Source organism: Endozoicomonas sp. PH6C (assembly GCF_059322965.1).
Window position 1 is genome coordinate 492,177 of record NZ_CP185342.1, and the last position, 23,908, is coordinate 516,084.

Genomic DNA, 23,908 nt, shown 5'->3' on the forward strand with positions numbered 1-23,908 from the left:
ATAGTCTGGCCAGCAGGTGGATCGAGGAGATGCGATCTTGAAAGACCTACTGAATCTACTCAAGACCCAGGGTCAAACCGAAGAGTTTGACTCGATTCGTATCGGTCTGGCTTCCCCAGAAATGGTACGTTCCTGGTCTTACGGTGAAGTTAAAAAGCCGGAAACAATCAACTACCGTACGTTCAAGCCTGAGCGTGACGGCCTTTTCTGTGCCAAGATCTTTGGTCCGGTCAAGGACTACGAGTGCTTGTGCGGTAAATACAAGCGTCTTAAGCACCGTGGTGTCATCTGTGAAAAATGTGGTGTAGAAGTCGCGCTGGCGAAAGTGCGTCGTGACCGCATGGGTCACATCGAACTGGCCAGCCCTGTTGCTCACATCTGGTTCCTGAAGTCTCTGCCATCCCGTATCGGTCTGTTATTGGACATGACCCTGCGTGATATCGAGCGGGTACTGTACTTTGAGTCTTACGTAGTGATTGATCCGGGTATGACGACCCTGGAGAAAAACCAGCTGCTGAACGATGAGCAGTACTACGAGGCTCTGGAAGAGTTTGGTGACGACTTTGATGCCCGTATGGGTGCTGAAGCCATCAAAGCTCTGTTGGCTGACATCGAGCTGGGTGAAGAAGTTGACATGCTGCGTGAAGAAATTCCGCAGACCAATTCCGAAACCAAACTGAAGAAACTGAGCAAACGTCTGAAACTGCTGGAAGCTTTCCACAAATCAGGTAACAACCCTGAGTGGATGATTCTGACTGTTCTGCCGGTTCTGCCACCCGATCTGCGCCCTCTGGTGCCGTTGGATGGTGGTCGCTTTGCGACGTCTGACCTGAATGACCTTTACCGTCGTGTAATCAACCGTAACAACCGTCTGAAGCGTCTGCTCGATCTTAATGCTCCAGACATCATTGTCCGCAATGAAAAGCGTATGCTGCAGGAATCTGTAGACGCGCTGCTGGATAATGGTCGTCGCGGTCGTGCTATCACCGGTTCCAATAAGCGTCCCCTGAAATCCCTGGCTGACATGATCAAGGGTAAACAGGGCCGTTTCCGTCAGAACCTGCTCGGTAAGCGTGTTGACTACTCTGGCCGTTCTGTAATTACCGTAGGTCCTACCCTGCGTCTGCATCAGTGTGGTCTGCCCAAGAAAATGGCTCTGGAGCTGTTCAAGCCATTCATTTTCGGCAAGTTGGAAGCCAAAGGTCTGGCGACCACCATCAAAGCTGCCAAGAAGATGGTAGAGCGTGAAACCCCTGAGGTTTGGGACGTTCTGGCTGATGTAATCCGAGAACACCCGGTGATGCTGAACCGTGCACCTACACTGCACCGTCTCGGTATCCAGGCGTTCGAACCGGTTCTGATCGAAGGTAAGGCGATTCAACTGCATCCGCTGGTGTGTGCGGCTTATAACGCTGACTTTGATGGTGACCAGATGGCGGTACACGTACCTCTGACTCTGGAAGCTCAACTGGAAGCCCGTGCCCTGATGATGTCTACCAACAACATTCTGGCACCAGCAAGTGGCGAACCTATTATTGTACCTTCCCAGGACGTAGTACTGGGTCTTTACTACATCACCCGTGACCGTATTAACGCCAGGGGTGAAGGCATGGCCTTCGTTGACGTAAACGAAGCCCTGCGTGCCTACCGTACCGGTCATGCTGATCTCCATGCCCGTATCAAGGTACGTGTTGCTGAAAAGTACAAAGACGACGACGGCGTAGAGCACAGCAACGCTTTCCTGGCAGATACTACCATTGGTCGTATCCTGCTATGGGAAATCGTACCTGAAGGTCTGCCTTTCGAACTGGTCAACCAGACCATGAAGAAGAAGGCGATCTCCCGTCTGCTGAATACCTGTTATCGCAACGTGGGTCTCAAGGAAACCGTTATCTTCGCTGACCAGATGCTGTATATGGGGTTCCATTATGCGACGATTTCCGGTTCCTCAATCGGTGTTAACGACTTTGTTATCCCGGGCGACAAGAGCCGTATCATTGATGACGCTAACGAAGAAGTGCGTGAGATTGAAAACCAGTTTGCTTCCGGTCTGGTGACACAGGGTGAGAAGTACAACAAGGTGATCGACATCTGGTCCCGTGCCAACGAATTGCTGGCCAAGCGCATGATGGACAACCTGAAGTCCGACACCGTGATCAACCGTCAGGGTGAAGAGGAAGAACAGGAATCCTTCAACAGTGTTTACATGATGGCCGACTCCGGTGCTCGTGGTAGTGCTGCACAGATTCGTCAGCTGGCCGGTATGCGTGGTCTGATGGCCAAGCCGGATGGCTCCATCATCGAAACGCCGATTACCGCAAACTTCCGTGAAGGTCTGAACGTACTGCAGTACTTCATCTCTACTCACGGTGCTCGTAAAGGTCTGGCAGACACCGCTCTGAAAACAGCGAACTCCGGTTACCTGACCCGTCGTCTGGTAGACGTTGCCCAGGATTTGGTAGTGACTGAAGATGACTGTGGCACTGTCCGTGGTCTGCAGATGACTCCGCACATCGAAGGTGGTGAAGTCGTAGAACCTCTGGGTGAACGTATCCTGGGTCGTGTGGTTGCTGAAGACGTACTCAAGCCGGGTGCAGAGAATGAAATCGCTGTACCTGCCGGTACCCTGATCGATGAGGCCTGGGTTAAGCGCCTGGAGCTGATGAACGTTGACGAAGTCAGGGTTCGTTCTCCAATTACCTGTGAAACCCGCTACGGCATCTGTTCCAAGTGTTATGGCCGTGACCTGGGTCGTGGACACCTGGTTAACAAAGGGGAAGCGGTCGGCGTTATCGCTGCCCAGTCAATCGGTGAGCCCGGTACCCAGCTGACCATGCGTACCTTCCACATCGGTGGTGCTGCATCCCGTGCATCTGCACAGGACAACATCTCTGTTAAGAACAAGGGTACCGCCCGTCTGCTGAACCTGAAGCACGTTGAGCGTAAAGACGGTGCGCTAGTTGCTGTAAGCCGTTCTGGTCAGCTCGCTATCGCAGATGAATTCGGACGTGAGCGTGAGCGTTACAAGCTGCCATACGGTGCGGTTCTGTCTGTCAAGGACGGTATTGAAGTAGAAGCCGGTCAGATAGTGGCCAAGTGGGACCCACACACCCACCCCATCGTGACCGAACTGTCCGGTACCGTTAAGTTTCTGGGCATGGAAGAAGGCATTACCGTCAAGACTCAGACGGATGAGTTGACCGGTTTGTCCAACATCGAAGTTCTGGATCCTAAGGATCGTCCTTCTGCTGGAAAGGATATCCGTCCTGCTATCCAGTTGCTGGATGCTAATGGCAAAGAACTGAAGCTGCCAAATACTGATGTAACAGCTCAGTACTTCCTGCCTGCGAACGCTCTGGTGAACCTGGCCGACGGCGCGACGGTAGAAATTGGTGACGTAGTTGCCCGTATTCCGCAGCAGTCCGGCGGTAACAAGGACATCACCGGTGGTCTGCCACGAGTGGCCGACCTGTTTGAAGCCCGTAAGCCCAAAGAGCACTCTATCCTTGCGGAAATCACTGGTACCATCGGTTTTGGTAAAGAGACCAAGGGCAAGAAGCGTCTGGTCATCACCCCGAACGATGGCAGCGATCCTTATGAGGAGCTGATTCCGAAGTGGCGTCACCTGAACGTGTTCGAAGGTGAACAGGTGACCAAGGGTGAAGTTATTTCTGACGGTCCTACGAACCCCCACGACATTCTGCGTCTACTTGGCGTTGGTGAGCTGGCCCGTTACATCGTTAACGAAATCCAGGATGTATACCGTCTGCAGGGCGTTAAGATTAACGACAAGCACATCGAAACCATTCTGCGTCAGATGCTGCGTAAAGTTGAAGTGACCGACACCGGTGATTCTTCTCTGATCCGCGGTGACCAGTTAGAACTGACCACTGTTCTGGAAGAAAACGAGAAGCTGGGCGATCAGGATCAGATTCTTGCCAAGTACGACAGGGTTCTGCTAGGTATCACCAAGGCATCTCTGGCCACTGAGTCCTTCATCTCTGCGGCTTCCTTCCAGGAAACCACAAGAGTTCTGACCGAAGCAGCTGTTACCGGTAAGCGTGACTACCTGCGTGGTCTGAAGGAGAACGTAGTCGTGGGTCGTCTGATTCCTGCAGGTACAGGTCTGACTTACCACGAAGAACGTCGTAAGGGTCGTGAAGAGCCTGAGTTTGAAGTACCGAGCAAGGTATCTGCTTCTGAAGTTGAAGCGGCTCTGTCTGAAGCTCTTAACTTCGGCGAGGTGTAAAAATAGGCTGACGCCTGTTTTTATACAGTGAGCTAAATGAGAGAGGCTGCCTTCGGGTGGCCTTTCTTATTTTCACAGAGCCAGTTGCTGTCTCGTAAATGTTCAACGATGGCTTTTATTTACCTGTAGTTTGGTACGCTCTGACGCAGACACGGTAAGCTATTTCTATGTAACGCAATTTCGTGACAACCAATAGCAAGGGCAGGTTGGTTGAACGAGTGCTGCTGCTTATTTCCCAGCCAGCCAGATATAAAATTGGCTTTCTGATATTCCAAGGCCAATGATAGCGCCAGCGTGGAGATTGTTAAGGTCGGTCATTGTCATAGCCATAAACCTCTCAACATCTCCGATGCCATTGTTCAGGCAGAATTGTTCGATAAGTTGAGCCGCATCTTGACGGTGTAAATTATCACGGATGACCTGACCCATGACCTGTTTTCTCAAATGTCGGTGTTGGACTCGGAAGGCATCGATCTCTCCCAGTGACTTTTTGACAACTTCGTACTGATTGCAGGAGCGAAGATAAGCCCAGGCAAATAGATCCAGCATAGGGCTGATGTCATTAAATTCATAAATTGCCAGCAGTGCGGCAATATAGTCATCGCGGGGGACATCGGTAAAGCTTAGAGGGCATAGATTCTGCTTGATAAATGGGATATTACAAGTCAGGCGAGAGGTGCGCTTATTGACATCTTCAAATGCCTGCAAGTATGAAAGATGCACCAGAAGAAAGAAGCTCTGTTCGAATGGGTCTTCTATTTTATTGGCTTTGACCATTATCAGTTCCAGCATTTCTCTAAGGATATGAGGGTTTTCGAGAGGCGTGTAACTTGATTTTCCTATTTCGACGGTTACTGTTCGGATGTTACCGCAACTCTGTGGATTTACCAGTAAGTCCTGGGAGAGGAGGTTGTGCAGGTTGAATAGAGTAAAACTGTCGAGTTTGATCAATTCTGCATTTTCAATGAGAAACAGAATTGCTTCTTTGTGATTCATAATCATCACGGTTTCTTCATGAATTTTTCCATCAGCCGTAATGCCATTTTCAATCAGCTTCTGAGTGTCAAGTTTTGAGTAAGTATTTCCCTCAAGTCGACTTGAGTTGTAAGACAGGTCAATCAGAAGTCTCTGACATATCTGACGGGCATAGGTGCCAGCGGCTAACTGTTGATCAAAGCGTTTACCTTTCAGGAATAGTTGTCTGCGAATGTCATAAGGGACATAACTTGTTTCGTTAGGGACATAAGCTTCGATAAATTCCCTGTTATAGGACACTCTCGTCCGGGCATGGAGCGGTGTTTCCAGCAAATAAAGAGCATTCTGGCTATTGGGGCTGAAAATTAAGCTCGATTTGTCCTTATTTTGTCTCTTACTATCGGTTCGGGAAAGATGAGTCGGATAGTACTTTGTTGTTCTTTTGTTTCCTTCTTTTGCAATAACTCCGTTAGCACAAAGGCTGTTTAACCGTCTCTGTAATGTCTTGTTATTTATAGAAAAAGAAAGTAGATCTGAGATCTCCTTTCGAGCCAGACCTCTTGAATTCAGCTCTATAACTTTAATGATTTCATGAAGTTGATCGCCAATACTTAACGTCATCATTGTCTCTTAAATGTGTCCCTTAAAATCCTATTCGGACAATTATAGGACATGTAAAGGACAAATAAAGGAGATTATGGGACGTTTAAAGGCAGACTGACCTTAGACCGCAAATTTCATTTGAAATGAGCCTGAAAGACAATGGAATAAACGCCTCCCGTCACTCTGACAAATGCGTCATTTTCATGCATTGGACGAATGTATAACTCATCGCCAGAACTGCTTCTTTGCACATCGCTAAGAGCGGTTGTGATCATTACGTGCCTGGGCTCTGTTGCAGGCTGTTGTGAGTTAAGAAATGTTCCTGCACTTGCGAGGTTATATAATCCCTCCGTGGTAACAAATGGTGTTCGTTGATTGTCACTGAGCTGCTTATAATATGCAGCTAATGGAGAGTCTGGTACTTCGAAGGCTTCATGGTGTAGATAGTGGTTCCCATCGTTTGTTCGTATCAGAAACCTTGTGAATATAGCCTGCCTGATGACAGCTATATAGTTCACCATTCCTATTGGCTTATCTATTAGAATTTTTCTTATTTCACCTTGATTGTTTTTGTATTCAAATTGATTGTTAGAAATCTTTTTTATTTCAGCAGCAGTAGAAATAAACGAGATAAATAAAAATATTATCATTGATCTTTTCACTGTGATTCTCTCTTGAAAATTTTACTTTGATTCGGCCTCGATCACAGTTAATCAACATTAGCACAAATACACTATTCAAGCAGTCACATAGTAAGTGCTATCTGCTCGTTCGCTGCGCCCAGCCGATAGTATAAGGCGGCTGAAGCAGGCATTATATTTTTCTACCAATTATCGAGAAAGGTAATAATATGAAGAAATGCTTTTTTGAGGAACGAGTTGATGGAAACAGCTTGCTATGTCTGTGTTAAACAGCAACCGGCTCAGGAGAAAAGCCCTCTTTTTTAAACTTGAGAGGTTTAGAGATAAAACCTTCAACAGACGACTGACTACAGGCAAATAAAAGACTCACTGAACATTCACGAGACATCAACAACCTCATGATGTAGTCTACGGTGTCAAGCTTGATGCTCTTGAGGAGTTGCTGTGGCGGGAAATAATTTCACAAAATTTATAGGTCGAAAAGGCAAGGTTCATAACGCTCGCTGGGAGGTGGCATTTGACCGCATCCTCACGCCTTTTGAAGAATTTATTCATCGTCAAACGACCAGCGGTATCCTTCTGATGATCTGCGCTGTCATCGCTCTGGTGATCGCGAACAGTAGTCTGTACCCTCTCTATGAACAGATCCTGAAAACCTACGCCGGAGTTTCTTTCGGCGACGGTGGTCTGAAGATGTCTATTCATCATTGGGTCAATGATGGCTTGATGGCTTTTTTCTTTTTTCATGTTGGTCTCGAACTCAAGCGTGAATTCCTTGTCGGTGAGCTTTCTGACCTCAAGCATGCCGTATTGCCTATCATGGCAGCGATTGGTGGTATGGTGGTGCCCGCACTGATCTACGCCGGTATCAACCCGAGCGGTGTTGCTGCAGACGGCTGGGGCATTCCGATGGCAACAGATATTGCTTTTGCTGTTGGTACTTGTGCACTGCTGGGTGGTCGTGTTCCTAAAAGCCTGATTACCTTCCTGGTGGCCCTGGCCATTGTGGATGACCTGGGCGCTATCATGATCATTGCCGTCTTCTATACCAACGAAATCAATCAGCTTGCTTTGCTATGGGCTGCAGGATTTACTGCATTATTGTGGGTTCTCAATGCTTCCGGTATTCGTAGTCCACTGCCCTATCTGCTAATAGGTGCCGGCCTTTGGTTTCAGCTCTACGAAGCAGGTATTCATGCGACATTGGCTGGTGTTATTACTGCTTTTGCCATACCGGCAAAACCGAAATACGATCCAGTTGCTTTCAGCACTCAGGTAAAAAATCTGATTCGGCGATTTGATCGCAGTTACCGCCCCGGTGAAGATGTTCTGCGAAATGAAAAAGTGCGGGCTTACGTTCGGGCTTTGGGTAATGGTGCCCGCCTGGCAGAAGCGCCACTGCAGAAAATCGAAACGGGTCTGCACCTGCCTGTTACCTATATCGTCATTCCTATTTTTGCCCTGGCTAACGCCGGTATACCCTTTAATGTATTCTCCGGGGATACCGAGATTTTCAATAACGTCACTCTGGGTGTTACTCTGGGTCTGGTGTTAGGGAAGTTAATTGGTATTGCCGGTGCTACCTGGGTAGGCTGGAAACTGGGATGGGGTGATTTGCCTCATGAATGTAACTTCCTGCATATTGTCGGTGTTGCCTTCCTGGGCGGAATTGGTTTCACCATGTCTATCTTCATATCAGAGCTGGCATTTGCTGGCAGCCCCAATGATCTGATACTGGCAAAAGCAGGGGTTCTGATTGCCTCCCTGATCGCGGGTATTGCAGGCTTTATCTGTTTGACTAAAGCTTCTCCAAAGGCTGATGAAAAGGCTACTGCTGAGCAGGCTTGAAGTCAGACTATTGTCTAAGTACGAATCAAACCCGGAGTTGGCTCCGGGTTTGTTTTTTCAGGGGACTATTCTAATTGTTTTCATGTTGCAGAGGCTGCCCAGAGCTCTGGTTTGTCGTTCTCGATTACCTAAAACTCATTACCTTATCCTATGGAGAGATTCTACAACTTCTGATAGTGGTGTGTGTAAACTTAAGTTTTCACATAAGCTCTTAAACTGCTCGTTGCCTACAATTATTTCTTTAACTCTTGATAGTAGATTGTTTAACTTTTCATATAGTTGACTCTCTGGTTTTTCAAAATTTTGCAAACAAAATTGATCGAGCGAAACTGCTCGTGTTTGTTGCAAATTAAGATCAGCTGTAGCCTCATAGAAGGCTGGTGGAAAAACAGGAAAAGGCAACTTAGGCATGTTCATAACAAACAAAGATTTTACACTCAAATCTTTTCTGGTAGATCTGTGTTGCAATTCAGAAAGCAATATCCTGATATCGTCAATCATTATATTCAAACCACTGTTAAAACTAATAGACTTATATATTTCATAGTTTTGACTTCCCGGAGGCATAATTTTTAATGATAACACGTTACACAAAAGTATAAATTTCTCAGCTGCTTGAAATATTTTAGGATTTGCATTTGCCGCTGATGCGGATGCTATGAAGTAAAAAAAAAGTAATGTTAATAATTTTCTCATCATAAACTGCCTTTATCGATGGTCAGACTGTTTCAAGGTAGCATTTTTTTTGAGAAATATGACAGCGGGGTATTCCTTTATGCTATAGCCTCTCCAGTGGTGGGACGAGAAAAGCCAGTTTTTGTCGTCTTTGTGTCAACAATGTCATTAAATAGTCATTTGTAACCGTTATAAAAAGCCCTGATCAAATTGAATAAAATCAGGAATCTCAATGGAACTGAAACTCGCTCGCAACGCTATCACTCTGGCAGCTCCCTTCATTTTGGCTGGCTGTTCAATGGTTCAGGAAAACGTTGAAGTTTCCCATCCCACCATGGAGCCGATCGCTCGATATGCTTCTGGCAGTTACCATAAAGGGGCTGCAGAGATTGTGGCCTGGCATAAAGCCAGTCAATCTATCTATGTTGTCAACGCCCTGGATAAAACCGTAGATATTCTCAGCGGTAAATCACTCAAGGGGCAGCCTCTGGCTAATCCGACCATGGATTCCAATATACTCAAAATTGGCAAGATCAATCTTGAATCCAGTATTGACGGCATGAAGCTGGGCACCGCCAACAGCGTTTCTGTTCATGGCGATCTGCTGGCTGTTGCTGTTGAAAACAGTGACAAACAAAAGAAAGGCGTTGTCATAGTTTATAAGCTCGATTCTGAAGGTGGCGCTGTATTCAGTGACTATAAGGTTGTAGGTGCACTGCCTGATATGGTGACCTTTACGCCCGATGGAAAATACCTGCTGACAGCGAACGAAGGTGAACCCTCATCGGATTACAAAATTGACCCGGAAGGTTCAGTCAGTGTCGTCAAGGTTACCTCTGAAGGCAAACTGGAAGAACCACGTCATGCTACTTTCACTGCTTTCAACAAGGGGTACTCCAGAAACAGTGAGCTGCCAGAGGATGTCAGGGTTTTTGGTCGTGATGCTTCTGTGGCTCAGGATCTTGAGCCCGAGTACATAGCCGTTTCTGATGATTCCAGAACAGCGTACGTCTCTCTGCAGGAAAACAATGCCCTGGCATTGGTTGATATTGCCAATGCTCGCATTGATTCTATTGTTCCCCTTGGTTACAAGGATTATGGTCAGTTTGCGATGGATGCCAGTAATAAAGACGGTGGTGTGAATCTGCAAAAATGGAGTGGTGTCTATGGTATGTATCAGCCAGATACCATTGCTACCTATTCCGTGAAAGGTAAAACCTATGTTGTAACAGCCAACGAAGGTGATGCCAGAGATTATTGGTACAAAGCTGCTTCTGAAGCTCAATGTCTGGCTTCTGGTGGTCTGAAATACGATGATGAAGACGGTTGCCTGGGGTTCACAGAAGAAGTTCGTACCAAAAAGGTTAAGGTGGCCCTGGAGCACCCTAACGCTGAAGCAGCCAAAGACCAGAAAAAGCTGGCTCGTCTGAAAATTACCAACACTCTGGGTGATTCGGATAACGACGGCAAGTTTGAAGAACTTTACTCCTACGGAGCACGCTCATTTTCTATCTGGAACGAAACAGGTGAGCTGGTCTATGACTCAGGCAGCGACTTTGAAGAAGTGACGGCCGCTGTGCTGGGTAAACACTTCAACAATAATGACGAAGAAACCAAAGGTGATAACCGCAGTGACGACAAAGGCCCTGAGCCAGAGGCATTGGCTGTGGGTGAGATTGATGGACGTCAATATGCGTTTATTGGTCTGGAACGAACCGGCGGTGTCCTGATGTACGACGTGACTCATCCTGAAAAAGCCAAGTTTGTCAGCTATGTCTACAACCGTGATTTTTCAGTTGATACTGAGAAAGAACTAGAAAAAGCGGGGGATGTTTCTCCGGAGGGTATGAAGTTTGTAGAAGCCACTGACAGTCCAACTGGAAAGCCTTTATTGATAATCGGTCATGAAGTCTCTGGTTCTACACTGGTATATCAGGTAGATTGATTAGACGTGCCTTTCGGTAGATTATTATCGTTTTTGTCTTCAAAGGGTTGAGGGTTGTCAGAGAATTTCCGGCAACCCTTGTTTAAAGTGAAGCTCTGTTCAGATGACGGTGATTTTTTCGACTTCTATCTCGGTTGTTTCAAAAGCACCGCTTTCTACTTCGCCCAAAATCTTAACTTTGGTCTTTTCATTGATCTGCACCTGAGGCATGTCTCTGGATTCAATCTCTACCTGAATGCTGTCGTTGCCATCTGAAAAGGTGTAGGTTTCATCGTCGATTTTGTTGGTCAGGTAACCGGTAAGTTCCACCTGGGAGTCATCAACCGGGTTTTCGATGATGGAAGTAACATCATTGATCCTGGGTGTGCTGCTGGGGCCGGTGTATTCAGCAAATGCGTTGCCAGTGGTCAGTGCGATCGTTGAAGCAGCGAGGAAAGCAGATAGTGTCTTATTCATGGTTTCAATCTCCGGTTTTTCTTTCGAAATGGGTATCTGTGTAAAAGGTGGGCTTAGATTAATCGAAAGCAGTTAACCGGAAGATGAGTGAATCATTAAACTTTTTTCATAAAAGAAAAAACTGTGGCTTCAGGGGCCAAGCTTCCAGGTAGTAACCGGCAGTTTATAGTGCTCCAGAACCTGTTGTAAGCGTTCCCAATATTCATGGTCGGATGGTTTTCTCAGAATCAACACAATCCCAGCCTGTTTTTTGGTCAGCATTCCATAGGCAAGAGACTGGCCGATGGCTTCAGGCCATTTGTTGGCAAAATCCATTTCGATGGCGTAACGGTCAGTGATGCAATCGACACGTCTACCGTCGTCGAGTCTGGCTTCAACTTCTCCACCTCTGCCTTCACACCAGACCTTTTGATACCAGAGCTCGGGTTCCGATGCCCAGGCCAGATTGACAAGCAGAAGCGATAAAAAAATCGTAAGGAGACGCGGTAGTGTCGTTAACATGTGCTCAATCCATTGAGTCAATGATTCAACGCTACCTGTCACGACTGCTCAGTGCAATGCCTCATCGCCCCAAAGGGGATTATCTATCGCCTTCAGGGAGAGAAAAAACACCTTGATGACAGAACGAGTTAAAAATCCAAGTATTTATAAGGAACTAAAACCAAAAATAAGTATCTAATAATGTAATAAGCCAAAAGTATAATAGGGGGTTTTGCTATGGATGGTGATTGCAGAGTTGATAATATTAAGTGCGCAATATGTTATGACACAGCAAATTGCGACAGCATCGAACTAAAATGCGGGCATGCTTTTGGTAAATCATGCATGCAGAAATGGTTGGCAAGGAATGACCAAAAAAACTGCCACTTCTGTCGAAAAGAATTAACTGATATTGATTTAAAAAAGATAGGGAAAATTCCATTGCATGAACGCATGGTAGTTATTTTGGAAAGAACTATTAAATTTATTCGCAAGACTGTTGACATGCTTGTTCACCCAAATCCCTCGCTTCTTGTTGGGATTGCTGGCGGGGCTACCGCAGCTGTAGCTGGATTGGTTGTAGATGAGAACAATGGTGGGATTGGCGCTTCTATGTTTATTAGTTGTACTATCGGCGGTTTCGTGAGTATTCATGAATGGGAGCGTCAATTGACTGTCGAACTTGCTACTGGTTTTGCTACTGGTGTTGCTACTTCTGTCTTTGTGGGAAAGCCCGCAGCTTTCTGTTTAGCTGCCGTGTCTGTTGTCAAGGTTGCTGCCAATTATCTCGTAAGAAATCATTAAAATGATTTGCTGAGCAATTTTGAAGCATATTCTCCTGGCTGATCCCTCAGTCACTGGTGCCAGATTTAATTGACAAGAGCCATGAACAAAAGAAGGAAGGAGCCATTTCTGTTTTCAATAGACAATGTCTCGGAGGAAAACAAGGTTAAAGGATGACACCCTTGATGTCGTCATCTTTAAGATCCAGATAGTGGATAGACTTGATACGACGGATCGTACGGGATTTACCACGAATCACCAGTGTTTGGGTTTCTGCGATGTTACCCTGGCGGGAAACACCTTCCAGCAGGTCGCCCCTGGTAATACCGGTGGCCGGGGTGTCGTCAGCCAGTAAAGCAAGATCCTGTTGATGTCCTGCCTCATCGCCCTAAAGGGGATTATCTATCGCCTTCCGGGAGAGAAAAAACACCTTGATGACAGAACGAGTTAAAAATCCAAGTATTTATAAGGAACTAAAACCAAAAATAAGTATCTAATAATGTAATAAGCCAAAAGTATAATAGGGGGGTTTGCTATGGATGGTGATTGCAGAGTTGATGATATTAAGTGCGCAATATGTTTTGACACAGCAAAATGCGACAGCATCGAACTAAAATGCGGGCATGCTTTTGGTAAATCATGCATGCAGAAATGGTTGGCAAGGAATGACCAAAAAAAATGCCACTTCTGTCGAAAAGAATTAACTGATATTGATTTAAAAAAGATAGGGAAAATTCCATTGCATGAACGCATGGTAGTTATTTTGGAAAGAACTATTAAATTTATTCGCGAGACTGTTGACATGTTTGCTCACCCAAATCCCTCGCTTCTTGTTGGGATTGCTGGCGGGGCTACCGCAGCTGTAGCTGGATTGGTTGTAGATGAGAACAATGGTGGGATTGGCGCTTGTATGTTTATTAGTTGTACTACCGGCGTTTCCGTGAGTATTCTTGAATGGGAGCGTCAATTGACTGTCGAACTTGCTACTGGTATTGCTACTGGTATTGCTACTGGTATTGCTACTTCTGTCTATATGGGAAAGCCCGCAGCTTTCTGTTTAGCTGCCGTGTCTGTTGTCAAGGTTGCTGCCAATTATCTCGTAAGAAATCATTAAAATGATTTGCTGAGCAATTTTGAGGCATATTCTCCTGGCTGATCCCTCAAGCACCGCTGCTCAGATTTAATTGACAACAGTTGCGAATAGAAAGAAGGGGGAGCCATTTCTGTTTTCAATAGACAATGGCTCGGAGGAAAACAAAGTTAAAGGATGACGCCCTTGATGTCGTCGTCTTTACGGTCCAGATAGTGGATAGACTTGATACGACGGATCGTACGGGATTTACCACGAATCACCAGTGTTTGGGTTTCTGCGATGTTACTCTGGCGGGAAATACCTTCCAGCAGGTCGTCCTTGGTAATACCAGTGGCCGGGGTGGCGTCAGCCAGTAAAGCAAGATCCTGTTGATGTCCTGCCTCATCGCTCTAAAGGGGATTATCTATCGCATTTCGGGAGAGAAAAAACACCTTGATGACAGAACGAGTTAAAAATCCAAGTATTTATAAGGAACTAAAACCAAAAATAAGTATCTAATAATGTAATAAGCGAAAAAGTATAATAGGGGGTTTTGCTATGAATGGTGATTGCAGAGTTGATAATATTAAGTGCGCAATATGTTTTGACACAGCAAATTGCAAAAGCATCAAACTAAAATGCGGGCATACTTTTGGTAAATCATGCATGCAGAAATGGTTGGCAAGGAATGACAAAAAAAACTGCCACTTCTGTCGAAAAGAATTAACTGATATTGATTTAAAAAAGATAGGGAAAATTCCATTGCAGGAACGCATGGTAGTTATTTTGGAAAGAACTATTAAATTTATTCGCGAGACTGTTGACATGTTTGCTCACCCAAATCCCTCGCTTCTTGTTGGGATTGCTGGCGGGGCCACCGCAGCTGCAGCTGCAATAGTTGCAGATGAGAACCATGTTGGGAATGTCGCTTCTAATTTTATTATTTGTACTACCGGCGTTTTCGTGAGTATTCATGAACGGGAGCGTGGAGTGACTGTCGAACTTGCTACTGGTGTTGCTACTTCTGTCTTTATGGGAAAGCCCGCAGCTTTCTGTTTAGCTACCGTGTCTGTTGTCAAGGTTGCTGCCAATTATCTCGTAAGAAATCATTAAAATGATTTGCTGAGCAATTTTGAAGCATATTCTCCTGGCTCATCCCTCAAGCACCGCTGCTCAGATTTAATTGACAACAGTTGCGAATAGAAAGAAGGGGGAGCCATTTCTGTTTTCAATAGACAATGGCTCGGAGGAAAACAAAGTTAAAGGATGACGCCCTTGATGTCGTCGTCTTTACGGTCCAGATAGTGGATAGACTTGATACGACGGATCGTACGGGATTTACCACGAATCACCAGTGTTTCAGTTTCTGCGATATTACCCTGGCGGGAAACACCTTCCAGCAGGTCGCCCTTGGTAATACCGGTGGCCGAGAACACCACGTTATCAGAACTGGCCATATCATCCAGACGCAAGAGAACGCCGGGCTCAATACCCATTTCTTTACAGCGGCTGCGTTCAACATCACCGGCAGCCCTGTTTTCAGGCGTATCGCCTTTGGCTTGATCGCGGGTCATCAGACGACCTTGCATATCGCCACCCAATGCACGAATCACAGCTGCCGATACTACGCCTTCGGGTGCACCGCCGATGCAGTACATCATGTCGACTTCGCTGTCGGGCATACAGGTCAGAATAGAGGCGGCTACATCACCATCAGGAAGGGCAAAAACCTTTACGCCCATTTTTTGCATCATCTCAATGGCGCTGTCGTGACGAGGCTTGGCCAGTGTGATAACGGTCAGATTTTCTATGGGCTTGTGCAGTGCTTTGGCGACATTATGGATGTTCTCTTCAAGGCTAAGGTTCAGGTCGATGGCGTTTTTCGCGCCAGGACCGGCAACCAGCTTTTCCATATACATGTCGGGCGCTTTCAGGAAGGAACCTTTATCGCCTGCAGCCAGAACGGCCACAGCATTGTTCTGACCCATTGCAGTCATGCGGGTACCTTCAATAGGATCAACGGCAATATCAATACTCTCGCCCTGACCCTTGCCGACTTTTTCTCCGATGTAGAGCATGGGGGCTTCGTCGATTTCGCCTTCACCAATGACAATCTCGCCATCCATCTGAACTTTGTTGAGCATGGCTCTCATGGCTTCAACTGCTGCACCGTCAGCCGCATTCTTATCGCCTCTGCCAAGCCACTTATAACCAGCCAGGGCTGCCGCTTCGGTCACACGTGAGAATTCAATCGCCAGTTCGCGTTTCATGGTAATCCTGAGGGTGATCTAGGGTATGGGCGGGACTTTATCACAACTCTGACATCCGGAGTGAATCGCAATAATCGGGATTTTACTCCGCGAGCTTCACTTTTACACGATTTGTGTTATCCACAGACTTGACGCAATTCCCAGCATTCCGTAAAATTTCGCCGCTTTATATTGCCCCTAGCTGTATTTGAAAGGGGTTGGTAGATGCCGGTTTTTACGCCGGCTTTTGCCGTTGAAGCAAAGAATCTTCTGCGCACTCCTCTGACGCAGCTGATTCTTACTTACTTAGAAACGACTGGAGTTCGCCAATGGCAACAATTAACCAGCTGGTTCGCAAGCCTCGCAAGCGTAAGGTCAAAAAGACCGACGTTCCTGCGCTGCAGGCCTGCCCACAGCGTCGCGGTGTATGCACCCGTGTTTACACTACTACCCCCAAGAAGCCAAACTCTGCGCTGCGTAAAGTTTGTCGTGTGCGTCTGACCAACGGCTTCGAAGTGACTTCCTACATTGGTGGTGAAGGTCACAACCTGCAGGAGCACAGTGTTGTTCTGATCCGTGGCGGTCGTGTAAAAGACTTGCCCGGTGTTCGTTACCACACCGTTCGCGGTAGCCTGGATACTCAGGGTGTTAACGACCGTAAGCAGGGCCGTTCCAAGTACGGTACCAAAAAGCCTAAGTCTTGAACTGGTTGCTTGAAACCAGTGTCCAGAGACTAGACTTGAGAACGCTCAGTAGAGCAAGAATTTAACAGTAGGTTGATAAGAGTAAGGTCAGGAGTTTTTTCCTGAGCTACCTGAAGGCCGAAAAGAGGGCTTATCAATGCCAAGAAGACGCGTAGTCGCCAAGCGCGAAGTACTGCCAGATCCAAAGTTTCATAACAAGACTCTGGCAAAATTCATTAACCATGTGATGGTTTCCGGTAAAAAATCTGTTGCCGAGAAAATCGTCTATGGCGCACTGGACAAAGTTCAGGAGCGTACCAGCAAGGACCCTCTGGAGCAGTTTGAAAAAGCGCTCGAGTCCATCGCTCCTGTGGTAGAGGTAAAGTCCCGCCGCGTCGGTGGTGCTACCTACCAGGTACCTGTAGAAGTTCGTCCAAGCCGTCGCACAGCACTGGCTATGCGCTGGCTGGTTGACGCTGCGCGTAAGCGTGGCGAGAAGTCTATGGATCTTCGTCTGGCCGGCGAACTGATGGATGCTGCCGAGAACAAGGGTGCCGCTGTCAAGAAGCGTGAAGACGTGCATCGCATGGCTGAAGCTAACAAAGCGTTCTCTCACTACCGTTTCTAAGTATCAGAGGATTGAGTCGTGGCCCGTAAAACCCCTATTGACCGCTATCGCAATATTGGTATTTGTGCCCATGTTGACGCGGGTAAGACAACGACCACTGAACGTGTATTGTTCTACACCGGTCTGAGCCACAAAATTGGTGAGGTGCACGACGGTGCAGCTACTATGGACTGGATGGAGCAGGAGCAGGAGCGTGGTATTACCATTACTTCTGCTGCTACTACATGTTTCTGGCGTGGTATGGATGCTCAGTTTGATGAGCATCGTGTAAACATTATCGATACTCCCGGACACGTTGACTTCACCATTGAGGTTGAGCGTTCCCTGCGTGTACTGGACGGAGCTGTCGTTGTTCTGTGTGGTTCCTCTGGTGTTCAGCCTCAGACTGAGACCGTATGGCGTCAGGCTGACAAGTATGAAGTACCTCGTATGGTCTTCGTCAACAAGATGGACCGTACCGGTGCTAATTACCAGATGGTAGTAGATCAGCTGCGCGATCGTCTGAACGCAAATGCTGTTCCGATGCAGATGACAATTGGCTCTGAAGACGAGTTCAAAGGTGTTGTCGATCTGGTTAAGATGAAGGCGATCATCTGGAACGAAGCTGACCAGGGCATGACCTTCAACTATGAAGACATTCCTGCCGAGATGGCTGATGTCTGTGCAGAAATGCACGAATACATGGTTGAAGCAGCTGCCGAGTCCACTGAAGAGCTGATGGAGAAGTACCTTGAAGAAGGTGAACTCTCCGAGGAAGAAATCAAGGCCGGTATCCGTGCTCGCACCCTGGCTAACGAAATTATTCCGGTATTCGGCGGCTCTGCATTCAAAAACAAGGGTGTTCAGGCCGTTCTGGATGCTGTTATCGAATACATGCCTTCTCCGAAAGAAGTTAAGGCCATTGAAGGTATTCTGGACGACGGTAAAGACACGGTAGAAACCCGTGAAGCTGACGACAATGCTCCGTTTGCTGCGCTGGCGTTCAAAATTGCTACCGACCCATTCGTGGGTACCCTGACCTTCATCCGTAGTTACTCCGGTACCCTGAATTCCGGCGACACCGTTTACAACCCTGTTAAGGGCAAGCGTGAGCGTGTAGGTCGTATGGTTCAGATGCACTCTAACAACCGTGAAGAACTCAAAGAGTGTCTGGCGGGTGATATCGTTGCTCTGATCGGTATGAAGGACGTGACCACTGGCGACACTCTGTGCGCCATGAACAGCGTTATTACTCTTGAGCGTATGGAATTCCCGGAGCCTGTAATCTCTGTTGCGGTTGAGCCAAAGACCAAGGCTGACCAGGAGAAGATGGGTATCGCTCTGGGTAAACTGGCCCAGGAAGATCCTTCTTTCCGTGTTCATACCGACGAAGAGAGCGGTCAGACCATCATCTCCGGTATGGGTGAGCTGCATCTGGACATCATCGTTGACCGTATGCGTCGCGAGTTCAAGGTTGAAGCGAACATTGGTAAACCACAGGTTGCTTATCGTGAGAAGCTGAAAGCTACCGTTGATGCTAACCACAAGTTTGCCAAGCAGTCTGGTGGTCGTGGTCAGTACGGTCACGTTGTGATTGAGTTCTCTCCGGCTGAAGAAGGTGAAGAAGGTCTTCAGTTCGTCAACGAGATTGTTGGTGGTGTTATTCCGAAAGAATACATCCCGGCTGTTCAGAAGGGTCTGGAAGAGCAGATGCAGAACGGTGTTATTGCCGGCTACCCTCTGCTGGGTCTGAAAGCTCGTCTGTACGATGGTTCTTACCACGATGTTGACTCCAACGAAATGGCGTTTAAAATCGCTGCTTCTCAATGTCTGAAGAAATACGCGCCACAGGCTAACCCTGTTCTGATGGAGCCCATGATGAAGGTCGAGGTGGTAACACCTGAAGACTACATGGGTGACGTTATGGGTGACCTGAATCGTCGTCGTGGTATTGTTCAGGGCATGGAAGATACACCTTCCGGTAAGGTTATTAACGCTCAGGTGCCACTGGGTGAAATGTTCGGCTACGCCACAGATCTGCGTTCAGCAACTCAGGGGCGTGCTACATACTCGATGGAATTCAGCGAGTATGCCGAAGCTCCCGCCAGCATTGCTGAAGCGGTCATTAAAAATCAGGGTTAATAGTGTATCTGCGGTGTTCTAACAGGCATAAAGGGCTGTTAGAATGCTGCAATCACTACCCCGAACCATTGATATTTATCTAAGGGTCAAGAGAAATGGCTAAGGAAAAATTTGAACGTTCGAAGCCGCACGTAAACGTCGGCACCATCGGTCACGTTGACCACGGTAAAACTACTCTGACGGCTGCACTGACTCGCGTATGTGCAGAAGTATGGGGTGGCGAAGCTAAAGACTTCTCTCAGATCGATAACGCTCCTGAAGAGCGTGAGCGTGGTATCACCATCTCTACTGCTCACGTAGAGTACGACTCTCCTAGCCGTCACTACGCTCACGTAGACTGCCCAGGACACGCCGACTACGTTAAGAACATGATCACCGGTGCTGCCCAGATGGACGGCGCTATTCTGGTATGTTCCGCTGCTGACGGCCCCATGCCTCAGACTCGTGAGCACATCCTGCTGTCTCGTCAGGTTGGCGTACCTTACATCGTGGTATTCCTGAACAAAGCTGACATGGTAGACGACGAAGAGCTGCTGGAACTGGTTGAAATGGAAGTTCGTGAACTGCTGGACACTTACGAGTTCCCGGGTGACGACACGCCAATCATCACTGGTTCTGCCCTGATGGCTCTGGAAGGTAAAGACGACAACGAAATGGGTACTTCCGCTGTTAAGAAGCTGGTTGAAACCCTGGACGAGTACATCCCTGAGCCAGAGCGTGCTATCGATCAGCCGTTCCTGATGCCTATCGAGGACGTATTCTCCATCGCTGGTCGTGGTACCGTAGTAACTGGCCGTGTTGAGCGTGGTATCATCACTGTTGGTGAAGAAGTAGAAATCATTGGTATCAAAGAGACTACCAAGACTACTGTTACCGGTGTTGAAATGTTCCGTAAGCTGCTGGACGAAGGTCGTGCAGGTGAGAACATTGGTGCGCTGCTGCGTGGTACCAAGCGTGAAGAAGTTGAGCGTGGTCAGTGTCTGATCAAGCCAGGAACTGTAACGCCTCACACCAAGTTCGAAGCAGAAGTTTACATTCTGTCCAAGGACGAAGGTGGTCGTCACACTCCATTCTTCAAGGGCTACCGTCCTCAGTTTTACTTCCGTACCACTGACGTGACCGGTGCTGTAGAACTGCCAGAAGGCGTTGAAATGGTAATGCCTGGTGACAACATTAACTTCGTAGCTACCCTGATCGCTCCAGTAGCGATGGAAGACGGTCTGCGCTTCGCTATCCGTGAAGGTGGTCGTACTGTAGGTGCTGGTGTTGTTGCCAAGATCATCGAGTGATATTGAATCGCTGGTAATCTAGATCACCCTATAAAAACCCCGGATTTCTCCGGGGTTTTTTTGTCTTTAAGCCGCTGGCTTTCCTGGTGGATAGATGAAAACCATCTCAACGAATTTCGAAACCATGACCCACCTGTTCGAAGAAAACGTTCAACCCGGACTCTAGTTTATCTCGATTTTGCCGACCGGTCCTGTCAATGGCTGAACTTGACAAGGTTAACAATATTGCTAACCTCACTTTATGAAAAAATTAACTTGGCACATCCATTTCTACAGTGATCGAGTCGCCAAGGACATGGGCAAGCTGCCAGCCGGGATACTGGCTGATTTCATTGATCTTCTTGATCAGGTTGAAGTTCACGGTCCAAACCTTGGTGAACCTCATACCAAACCAATGGGGCGTGGGTTATATGAACTTAGGGCTAATGGGCCTGAAGGAATAGGCAGGGGTCTTTTTTGCAGTGTGAAAGGAAACCATGTTGTTATTTTGCATGTGTTTCAGAAAAAAACTCAAAAAACATCTAAAAGAGACTTAGATCTTGGATATAAGCGGATGAAGGAGGTGCAGCATGGCAAACTTAAGTTATAAAGCATTTCGCAAGAAGGCGCTTGAGCGCGAAGATGTTCAAGCTGCGATGGAAGAAAAAGCAGAGTTCTTTGCACTCCGTCGTGAACTGATTCGAATGCGGCAGGAAGCAGGAATGACCCAAGAGGATATTGCCCAGGCAATAGGTACACAGAAAACCAGTATCTGCCGACTTGAGAGTGCCAACAGTAAAACGCTCCCGAGTCTGGGTATGTTGAAAAAATATGCGGAAGCCACCGGGCATAAGCTCAACATCACTTTTTCTCCTGTGTGACACTTCCCTTGATTTAATGCTGCCGTTTTAATAATGACAGCCAACTGGTTTTCAAGTGTCCATTTATTTGGTTTTTTGCCGTCTTCAGTCGCAGGTATTCCTTGTGATCTTCCTTTCTTGCGCTTTTCCAGCCCCGAGAGCAATAACTAAGGCATGGATAAAAAGGTTTCATTTGGTTGAAACATAGCCGGAGTAAGGTGATGCCAGTATATGTCGTTGGTTCAGGTCGATTCTATTTGGAGATGACCTTATGAAAAAATGGATGACTGGTCTGGCTCTGGCGGATGGTTTTTATGCGGCACAGTTGCTTAGACAGCAGCATCCTGAATACTTCGCTCTGCTTTCGACAACCACCCTGCAATACAACTTCAGTAGTGATAGCGCCAGTTTGTCGAGCACTGGCCCGGTGATTGAGTTGGGCTGCGAGGGTGAAATCATCGGTATTCGTATTAACAACCGTTCGGTCCAGCCGATGCGCCTGCCAATGCCAGCCCGGGGTAAACGACATCTTCAGGGGGCCTATGCGGATATTGATTCCCTACGCAGTGAACTTAAGCGAATGAATTGATCCAGAAGAAAAGATTATTGAAATGAGAGTTATTGACTTTATCCGCACACAATATATCGAGAATGGTCATGTTGCTTATGGTGAGCATATCTCAATGACCAATCATATGTTGCAGTCAGCCTTTTACGCTGAACAGAGTGGCAGCTCAAAGGAAGTAGTCGTTGCTGCTTTCCTTCATGATATTGGTCATTTGTTGCATGGTCTCCCGGAAGATATTTCCGATCATGGCATTGATGGTTTTCATGAAGATATTGGTGAGCGTTGTTTGAAAGGTTATCTGCCAACACTGGTCACAGATTGTATTCGTCTTCATGTTCAGGCGAAGCGATACATGTGCACACTTAAGCCTGCCTATTACGACAAACTTACCGAGGCTTCGCGGGAGTCTCTTGCAATACAAGGTGGTTTGATGAGCGATCAGGAAGTTGCGGCTTTTGAAGCGGAGCCTTATTACAAGGAAGCTATGCGAGTTCGGGTTTATGATGATATGGGCAAGCAAGCCGAGCTGGAGCATCCTGATCTGGATTACTACCTGAAGCTGACTGAAGAGTGTTTGATGATGACTGAGATGCCTGCTCCCGATAACACATTGACCGTATAATAAAGTCGAAGACGAAATTCGTAAAGCCGAGCTGCAAGGTGAAGAAAAAAGGAATACCGCCAACGGAAGGCCAAACATCTGGCGTGTAGCCTTCGCTGTGTACCAGCGGGGAGAAAGAACTGGTTTTTTTGCTGGATAGAAGAGGGAAGGGGATAATGTCACTGTGTTCTAGACGTAATTGTCAGTTTTCTTCTTGCAGGTATAGATTCATCTCAGTACTTCATCGATGTGCTTCAGCGCATCAGTTTTCAATCAGCTCGAGATATTCGAGAGCTGATCCCGTGATTTTGGAAAGAGAAATTCGAGTTGAGTCCGTTAAAATTCGATCTCGACAAGTTGGGGTGAATGCTCTTGGCTTTAACGGTTGCTTTTTTTGCCTCATTCTTCTGATTCTCTTTTACTTGGTACTCTTTATTAACTAAAGCGGTTTTGTTTCAGCCTAATTCCATATTGCACCCTTAAGATGTTAGTAATCCTAACATTTATGTAATTGAGTAGATTGCTATAGATCAATATGATTCAGTACAAGTTCATTGAGGAAAGAACTATTACAGAATAAATACTCATAAATCTATACAAATGGAGGTGTAATATGCATTTAGATAAAATCGATTATTCTGATGTAGCGGGTCAGTATCAAGCGCCATATCAAGCCACTTTAACAGACAAAAATGAAGCAAGTCTTTCTGGTAAAAAAGTAGCTATCGTAGCACCCTTTAATGAGGGTTCTCATGTGCCTGTAGGGGATAAGGGATATGAGGGTCAGCCATTGCAAGCCAGAAAAACCAATCGTGCTCTGGCCGCATTGTCAGCGCTCGCGCTGGGCGTTGCATCAGTGTTATACGTTATGCCAACCGCCACGTCCGTTGGGGCTTTCACAGCGGGTTCCATTGGTGCGGCGGTTGGAGCGTTAGCGGGGCCACAAGGTCTGTTTGCTGGTGCTGTTGCTGGTGTCACTGTTGGATCTTTTATAGGATTAAGCGTTACAGCCTACTTTACCCCCTATTTGATGGCAAAGGTTTACAATGCGGTCCTGGATGTAACGAATGGCAATGGCTTTGAACGATCAAAGCTTGCTGACAGGGTTGTGGCTTATTATGAGGGGGAAGCTTCAACATCAAAGGCATAAGCCTGATGCGACCTAAACCATAAACCAAAAATCACTGTGATCACCGCAGTGAT

At 47.0% G+C, this 23,908-nt stretch carries 24 protein-coding genes; 16 read left to right on the forward strand and 8 right to left on the reverse strand.

The window, feature by feature from the left end:
• The first annotated feature begins 37 nt into the window (after positions 1–37).
• A complete protein-coding gene (rpoC, locus tag ACOMG9_RS01910; RefSeq protein WP_422136666.1) occupies positions 38–4,249 on the forward strand; it encodes a DNA-directed RNA polymerase subunit beta' in 4,212 nt (1,403 codons plus the stop codon).
• A 228-nt stretch (positions 4,250–4,477) separates the two neighbouring features.
• Here rpoC and ACOMG9_RS01915 read toward each other — a convergent pair whose 3' ends face one another.
• Entirely contained in the window at positions 4,478–5,848 is a 1,371-nt protein-coding gene (locus ACOMG9_RS01915; protein WP_494529701.1) for a Fic family protein, read from the reverse strand.
• 113 nt (positions 5,849–5,961) lie between these two features.
• Entirely contained in the window at positions 5,962–6,489 is a 528-nt protein-coding gene (locus ACOMG9_RS01920; protein WP_448215564.1) for a hypothetical protein, read from the reverse strand.
• Between the two features lie 423 nt (positions 6,490–6,912).
• Between ACOMG9_RS01920 and nhaA the strand changes: the two genes are divergently transcribed.
• The gene (nhaA, locus tag ACOMG9_RS01925; protein WP_448215565.1) at positions 6,913–8,316 is read left to right on the forward strand and encodes a Na+/H+ antiporter NhaA; all 1,404 of its coding nucleotides are present in this window, start codon (positions 6,913–6,915) and stop codon (positions 8,314–8,316) included.
• A gap of 138 nt (positions 8,317–8,454) precedes the next feature.
• On the opposite strand, the gene ACOMG9_RS01930 is transcribed toward nhaA, so the two are convergent.
• Positions 8,455–9,015 (reverse strand): hypothetical protein, encoded by a 561-nt coding sequence (locus ACOMG9_RS01930; RefSeq protein ID WP_494529702.1) that lies wholly within the window; start codon positions 9,013–9,015, stop codon positions 8,455–8,457.
• Positions 9,016–9,223: 208 nt separating this feature from the next.
• Between ACOMG9_RS01930 and ACOMG9_RS01935 the strand changes: the two genes are divergently transcribed.
• The gene (locus tag ACOMG9_RS01935; RefSeq protein ID WP_494529703.1) at positions 9,224–10,936 is read left to right on the forward strand and encodes a choice-of-anchor I family protein; all 1,713 of its coding nucleotides are present in this window, start codon (positions 9,224–9,226) and stop codon (positions 10,934–10,936) included.
• Positions 10,937–11,035: 99 nt separating this feature from the next.
• Here ACOMG9_RS01935 and ACOMG9_RS01940 read toward each other — a convergent pair whose 3' ends face one another.
• Positions 11,036–11,392, reverse strand: a complete 357-nt coding sequence (locus ACOMG9_RS01940) for a YgiW/YdeI family stress tolerance OB fold protein (protein ID WP_448215568.1) — start codon at positions 11,390–11,392, stop codon at positions 11,036–11,038.
• Positions 11,393–11,521: 129 nt separating this feature from the next.
• Positions 11,522–11,893 carry a hypothetical protein gene (locus ACOMG9_RS01945; RefSeq protein WP_448215569.1) on the reverse strand — a complete coding sequence of 124 codons (372 nt, stop codon included), beginning with the start codon at positions 11,891–11,893 and terminating at the stop codon, positions 11,522–11,524.
• Here ACOMG9_RS01945 and ACOMG9_RS01950 point away from each other — a divergent pair.
• Both ACOMG9_RS01950 and ACOMG9_RS01955 read left to right on the forward strand, forming a co-directional pair.
• Positions 11,881–12,009: a hypothetical protein gene (locus ACOMG9_RS01950; RefSeq protein WP_448215570.1), complete on the forward strand. Its 129-nt coding sequence runs from the start codon at positions 11,881–11,883 to the stop codon at positions 12,007–12,009. The genes ACOMG9_RS01945 and ACOMG9_RS01950 overlap by 13 nt on opposite strands.
• Before the next feature lie 100 nt (positions 12,010–12,109).
• On the forward strand, positions 12,110–12,676 hold the full coding sequence (locus tag ACOMG9_RS01955; protein WP_448215571.1) for an RING finger domain-containing protein: 567 nt from the start codon (positions 12,110–12,112) through the stop codon (positions 12,674–12,676).
• Between the two features lie 145 nt (positions 12,677–12,821).
• Here the strand turns inward: ACOMG9_RS01955 and ACOMG9_RS01960 are convergent, their stop codons facing one another.
• Positions 12,822–13,007: a fructose-bisphosphatase class II gene (locus ACOMG9_RS01960; protein ID WP_448218601.1), complete on the reverse strand. Its 186-nt coding sequence runs from the start codon at positions 13,005–13,007 to the stop codon at positions 12,822–12,824.
• Between the two features lie 183 nt (positions 13,008–13,190).
• Here ACOMG9_RS01960 and ACOMG9_RS01965 point away from each other — a divergent pair, with 183 nt between their 5' ends.
• On the forward strand, positions 13,191–13,769 hold the full coding sequence (locus ACOMG9_RS01965; RefSeq protein ID WP_448215572.1) for an RING finger domain-containing protein: 579 nt from the start codon (positions 13,191–13,193) through the stop codon (positions 13,767–13,769).
• A gap of 146 nt (positions 13,770–13,915) precedes the next feature.
• Here ACOMG9_RS01965 and ACOMG9_RS01970 read toward each other — a convergent pair whose 3' ends face one another.
• Positions 13,916–14,101, reverse strand: coding sequence for a fructose-bisphosphatase class II (locus ACOMG9_RS01970; protein ID WP_448218602.1), 186 nt, complete (start codon positions 14,099–14,101; stop codon positions 13,916–13,918).
• A 184-nt stretch (positions 14,102–14,285) separates the two neighbouring features.
• On the opposite strand from ACOMG9_RS01970, the gene ACOMG9_RS01975 reads away from it, so the two are divergent.
• Entirely contained in the window at positions 14,286–14,840 is a 555-nt protein-coding gene (locus ACOMG9_RS01975; RefSeq protein ID WP_448215573.1) for an RING finger domain-containing protein, read from the forward strand.
• 146 nt (positions 14,841–14,986) lie between these two features.
• On the opposite strand, the gene glpX is transcribed toward ACOMG9_RS01975, so the two are convergent.
• On the reverse strand, positions 14,987–15,997 hold the full coding sequence (glpX, locus tag ACOMG9_RS01980) for a class II fructose-bisphosphatase (protein WP_448215574.1): 1,011 nt from the start codon (positions 15,995–15,997) through the stop codon (positions 14,987–14,989).
• 308 nt (positions 15,998–16,305) lie between these two features.
• Between glpX and rpsL the strand changes: the two genes are divergently transcribed.
• From rpsL to ACOMG9_RS02025, 9 genes are all read left to right on the forward strand, one after another.
• A complete protein-coding gene (gene rpsL, locus ACOMG9_RS01985; protein WP_034841716.1) occupies positions 16,306–16,680 on the forward strand; it encodes a 30S ribosomal protein S12 in 375 nt (124 codons plus the stop codon).
• 136 nt (positions 16,681–16,816) lie between these two features.
• Positions 16,817–17,287: a 30S ribosomal protein S7 gene (gene rpsG, locus ACOMG9_RS01990; protein ID WP_252177337.1), complete on the forward strand. Its 471-nt coding sequence runs from the start codon at positions 16,817–16,819 to the stop codon at positions 17,285–17,287.
• Positions 17,288–17,305: 18 nt separating this feature from the next.
• The gene (gene fusA / locus ACOMG9_RS01995; protein ID WP_422136678.1) at positions 17,306–19,408 is read left to right on the forward strand and encodes an elongation factor G; all 2,103 of its coding nucleotides are present in this window, start codon (positions 17,306–17,308) and stop codon (positions 19,406–19,408) included.
• A gap of 95 nt (positions 19,409–19,503) precedes the next feature.
• Positions 19,504–20,697 carry an elongation factor Tu gene (gene tuf / locus ACOMG9_RS02000; protein ID WP_257254328.1) on the forward strand — a complete coding sequence of 398 codons (1,194 nt, stop codon included), beginning with the start codon at positions 19,504–19,506 and terminating at the stop codon, positions 20,695–20,697.
• Positions 20,698–20,938: 241 nt separating this feature from the next.
• A complete protein-coding gene (locus ACOMG9_RS02005; protein WP_448215575.1) occupies positions 20,939–21,286 on the forward strand; it encodes a type II toxin-antitoxin system RelE/ParE family toxin in 348 nt (115 codons plus the stop codon).
• A complete protein-coding gene (locus ACOMG9_RS02010) occupies positions 21,267–21,557 on the forward strand; it encodes a helix-turn-helix domain-containing protein (protein ID WP_448215576.1) in 291 nt (96 codons plus the stop codon). Before ACOMG9_RS02005 ends, ACOMG9_RS02010 begins: the two co-directional genes overlap by 20 nt.
• A gap of 250 nt (positions 21,558–21,807) precedes the next feature.
• On the forward strand, positions 21,808–22,125 hold the full coding sequence (locus ACOMG9_RS02015; protein WP_448215577.1) for a Fe(II)-2OG oxygenase family protein: 318 nt from the start codon (positions 21,808–21,810) through the stop codon (positions 22,123–22,125).
• 22 nt (positions 22,126–22,147) lie between these two features.
• Positions 22,148–22,726, forward strand: a complete 579-nt coding sequence (locus ACOMG9_RS02020) for an HD domain-containing protein (RefSeq protein WP_448215578.1) — start codon at positions 22,148–22,150, stop codon at positions 22,724–22,726.
• Between the two features lie 592 nt (positions 22,727–23,318).
• Complete coding sequence (locus ACOMG9_RS02025) at positions 23,319–23,855, forward strand: hypothetical protein (RefSeq protein WP_448215579.1); 537 nt, start codon at positions 23,319–23,321, stop codon at positions 23,853–23,855.
• The last annotated feature ends 53 nt before the right edge of the window (positions 23,856–23,908 follow it).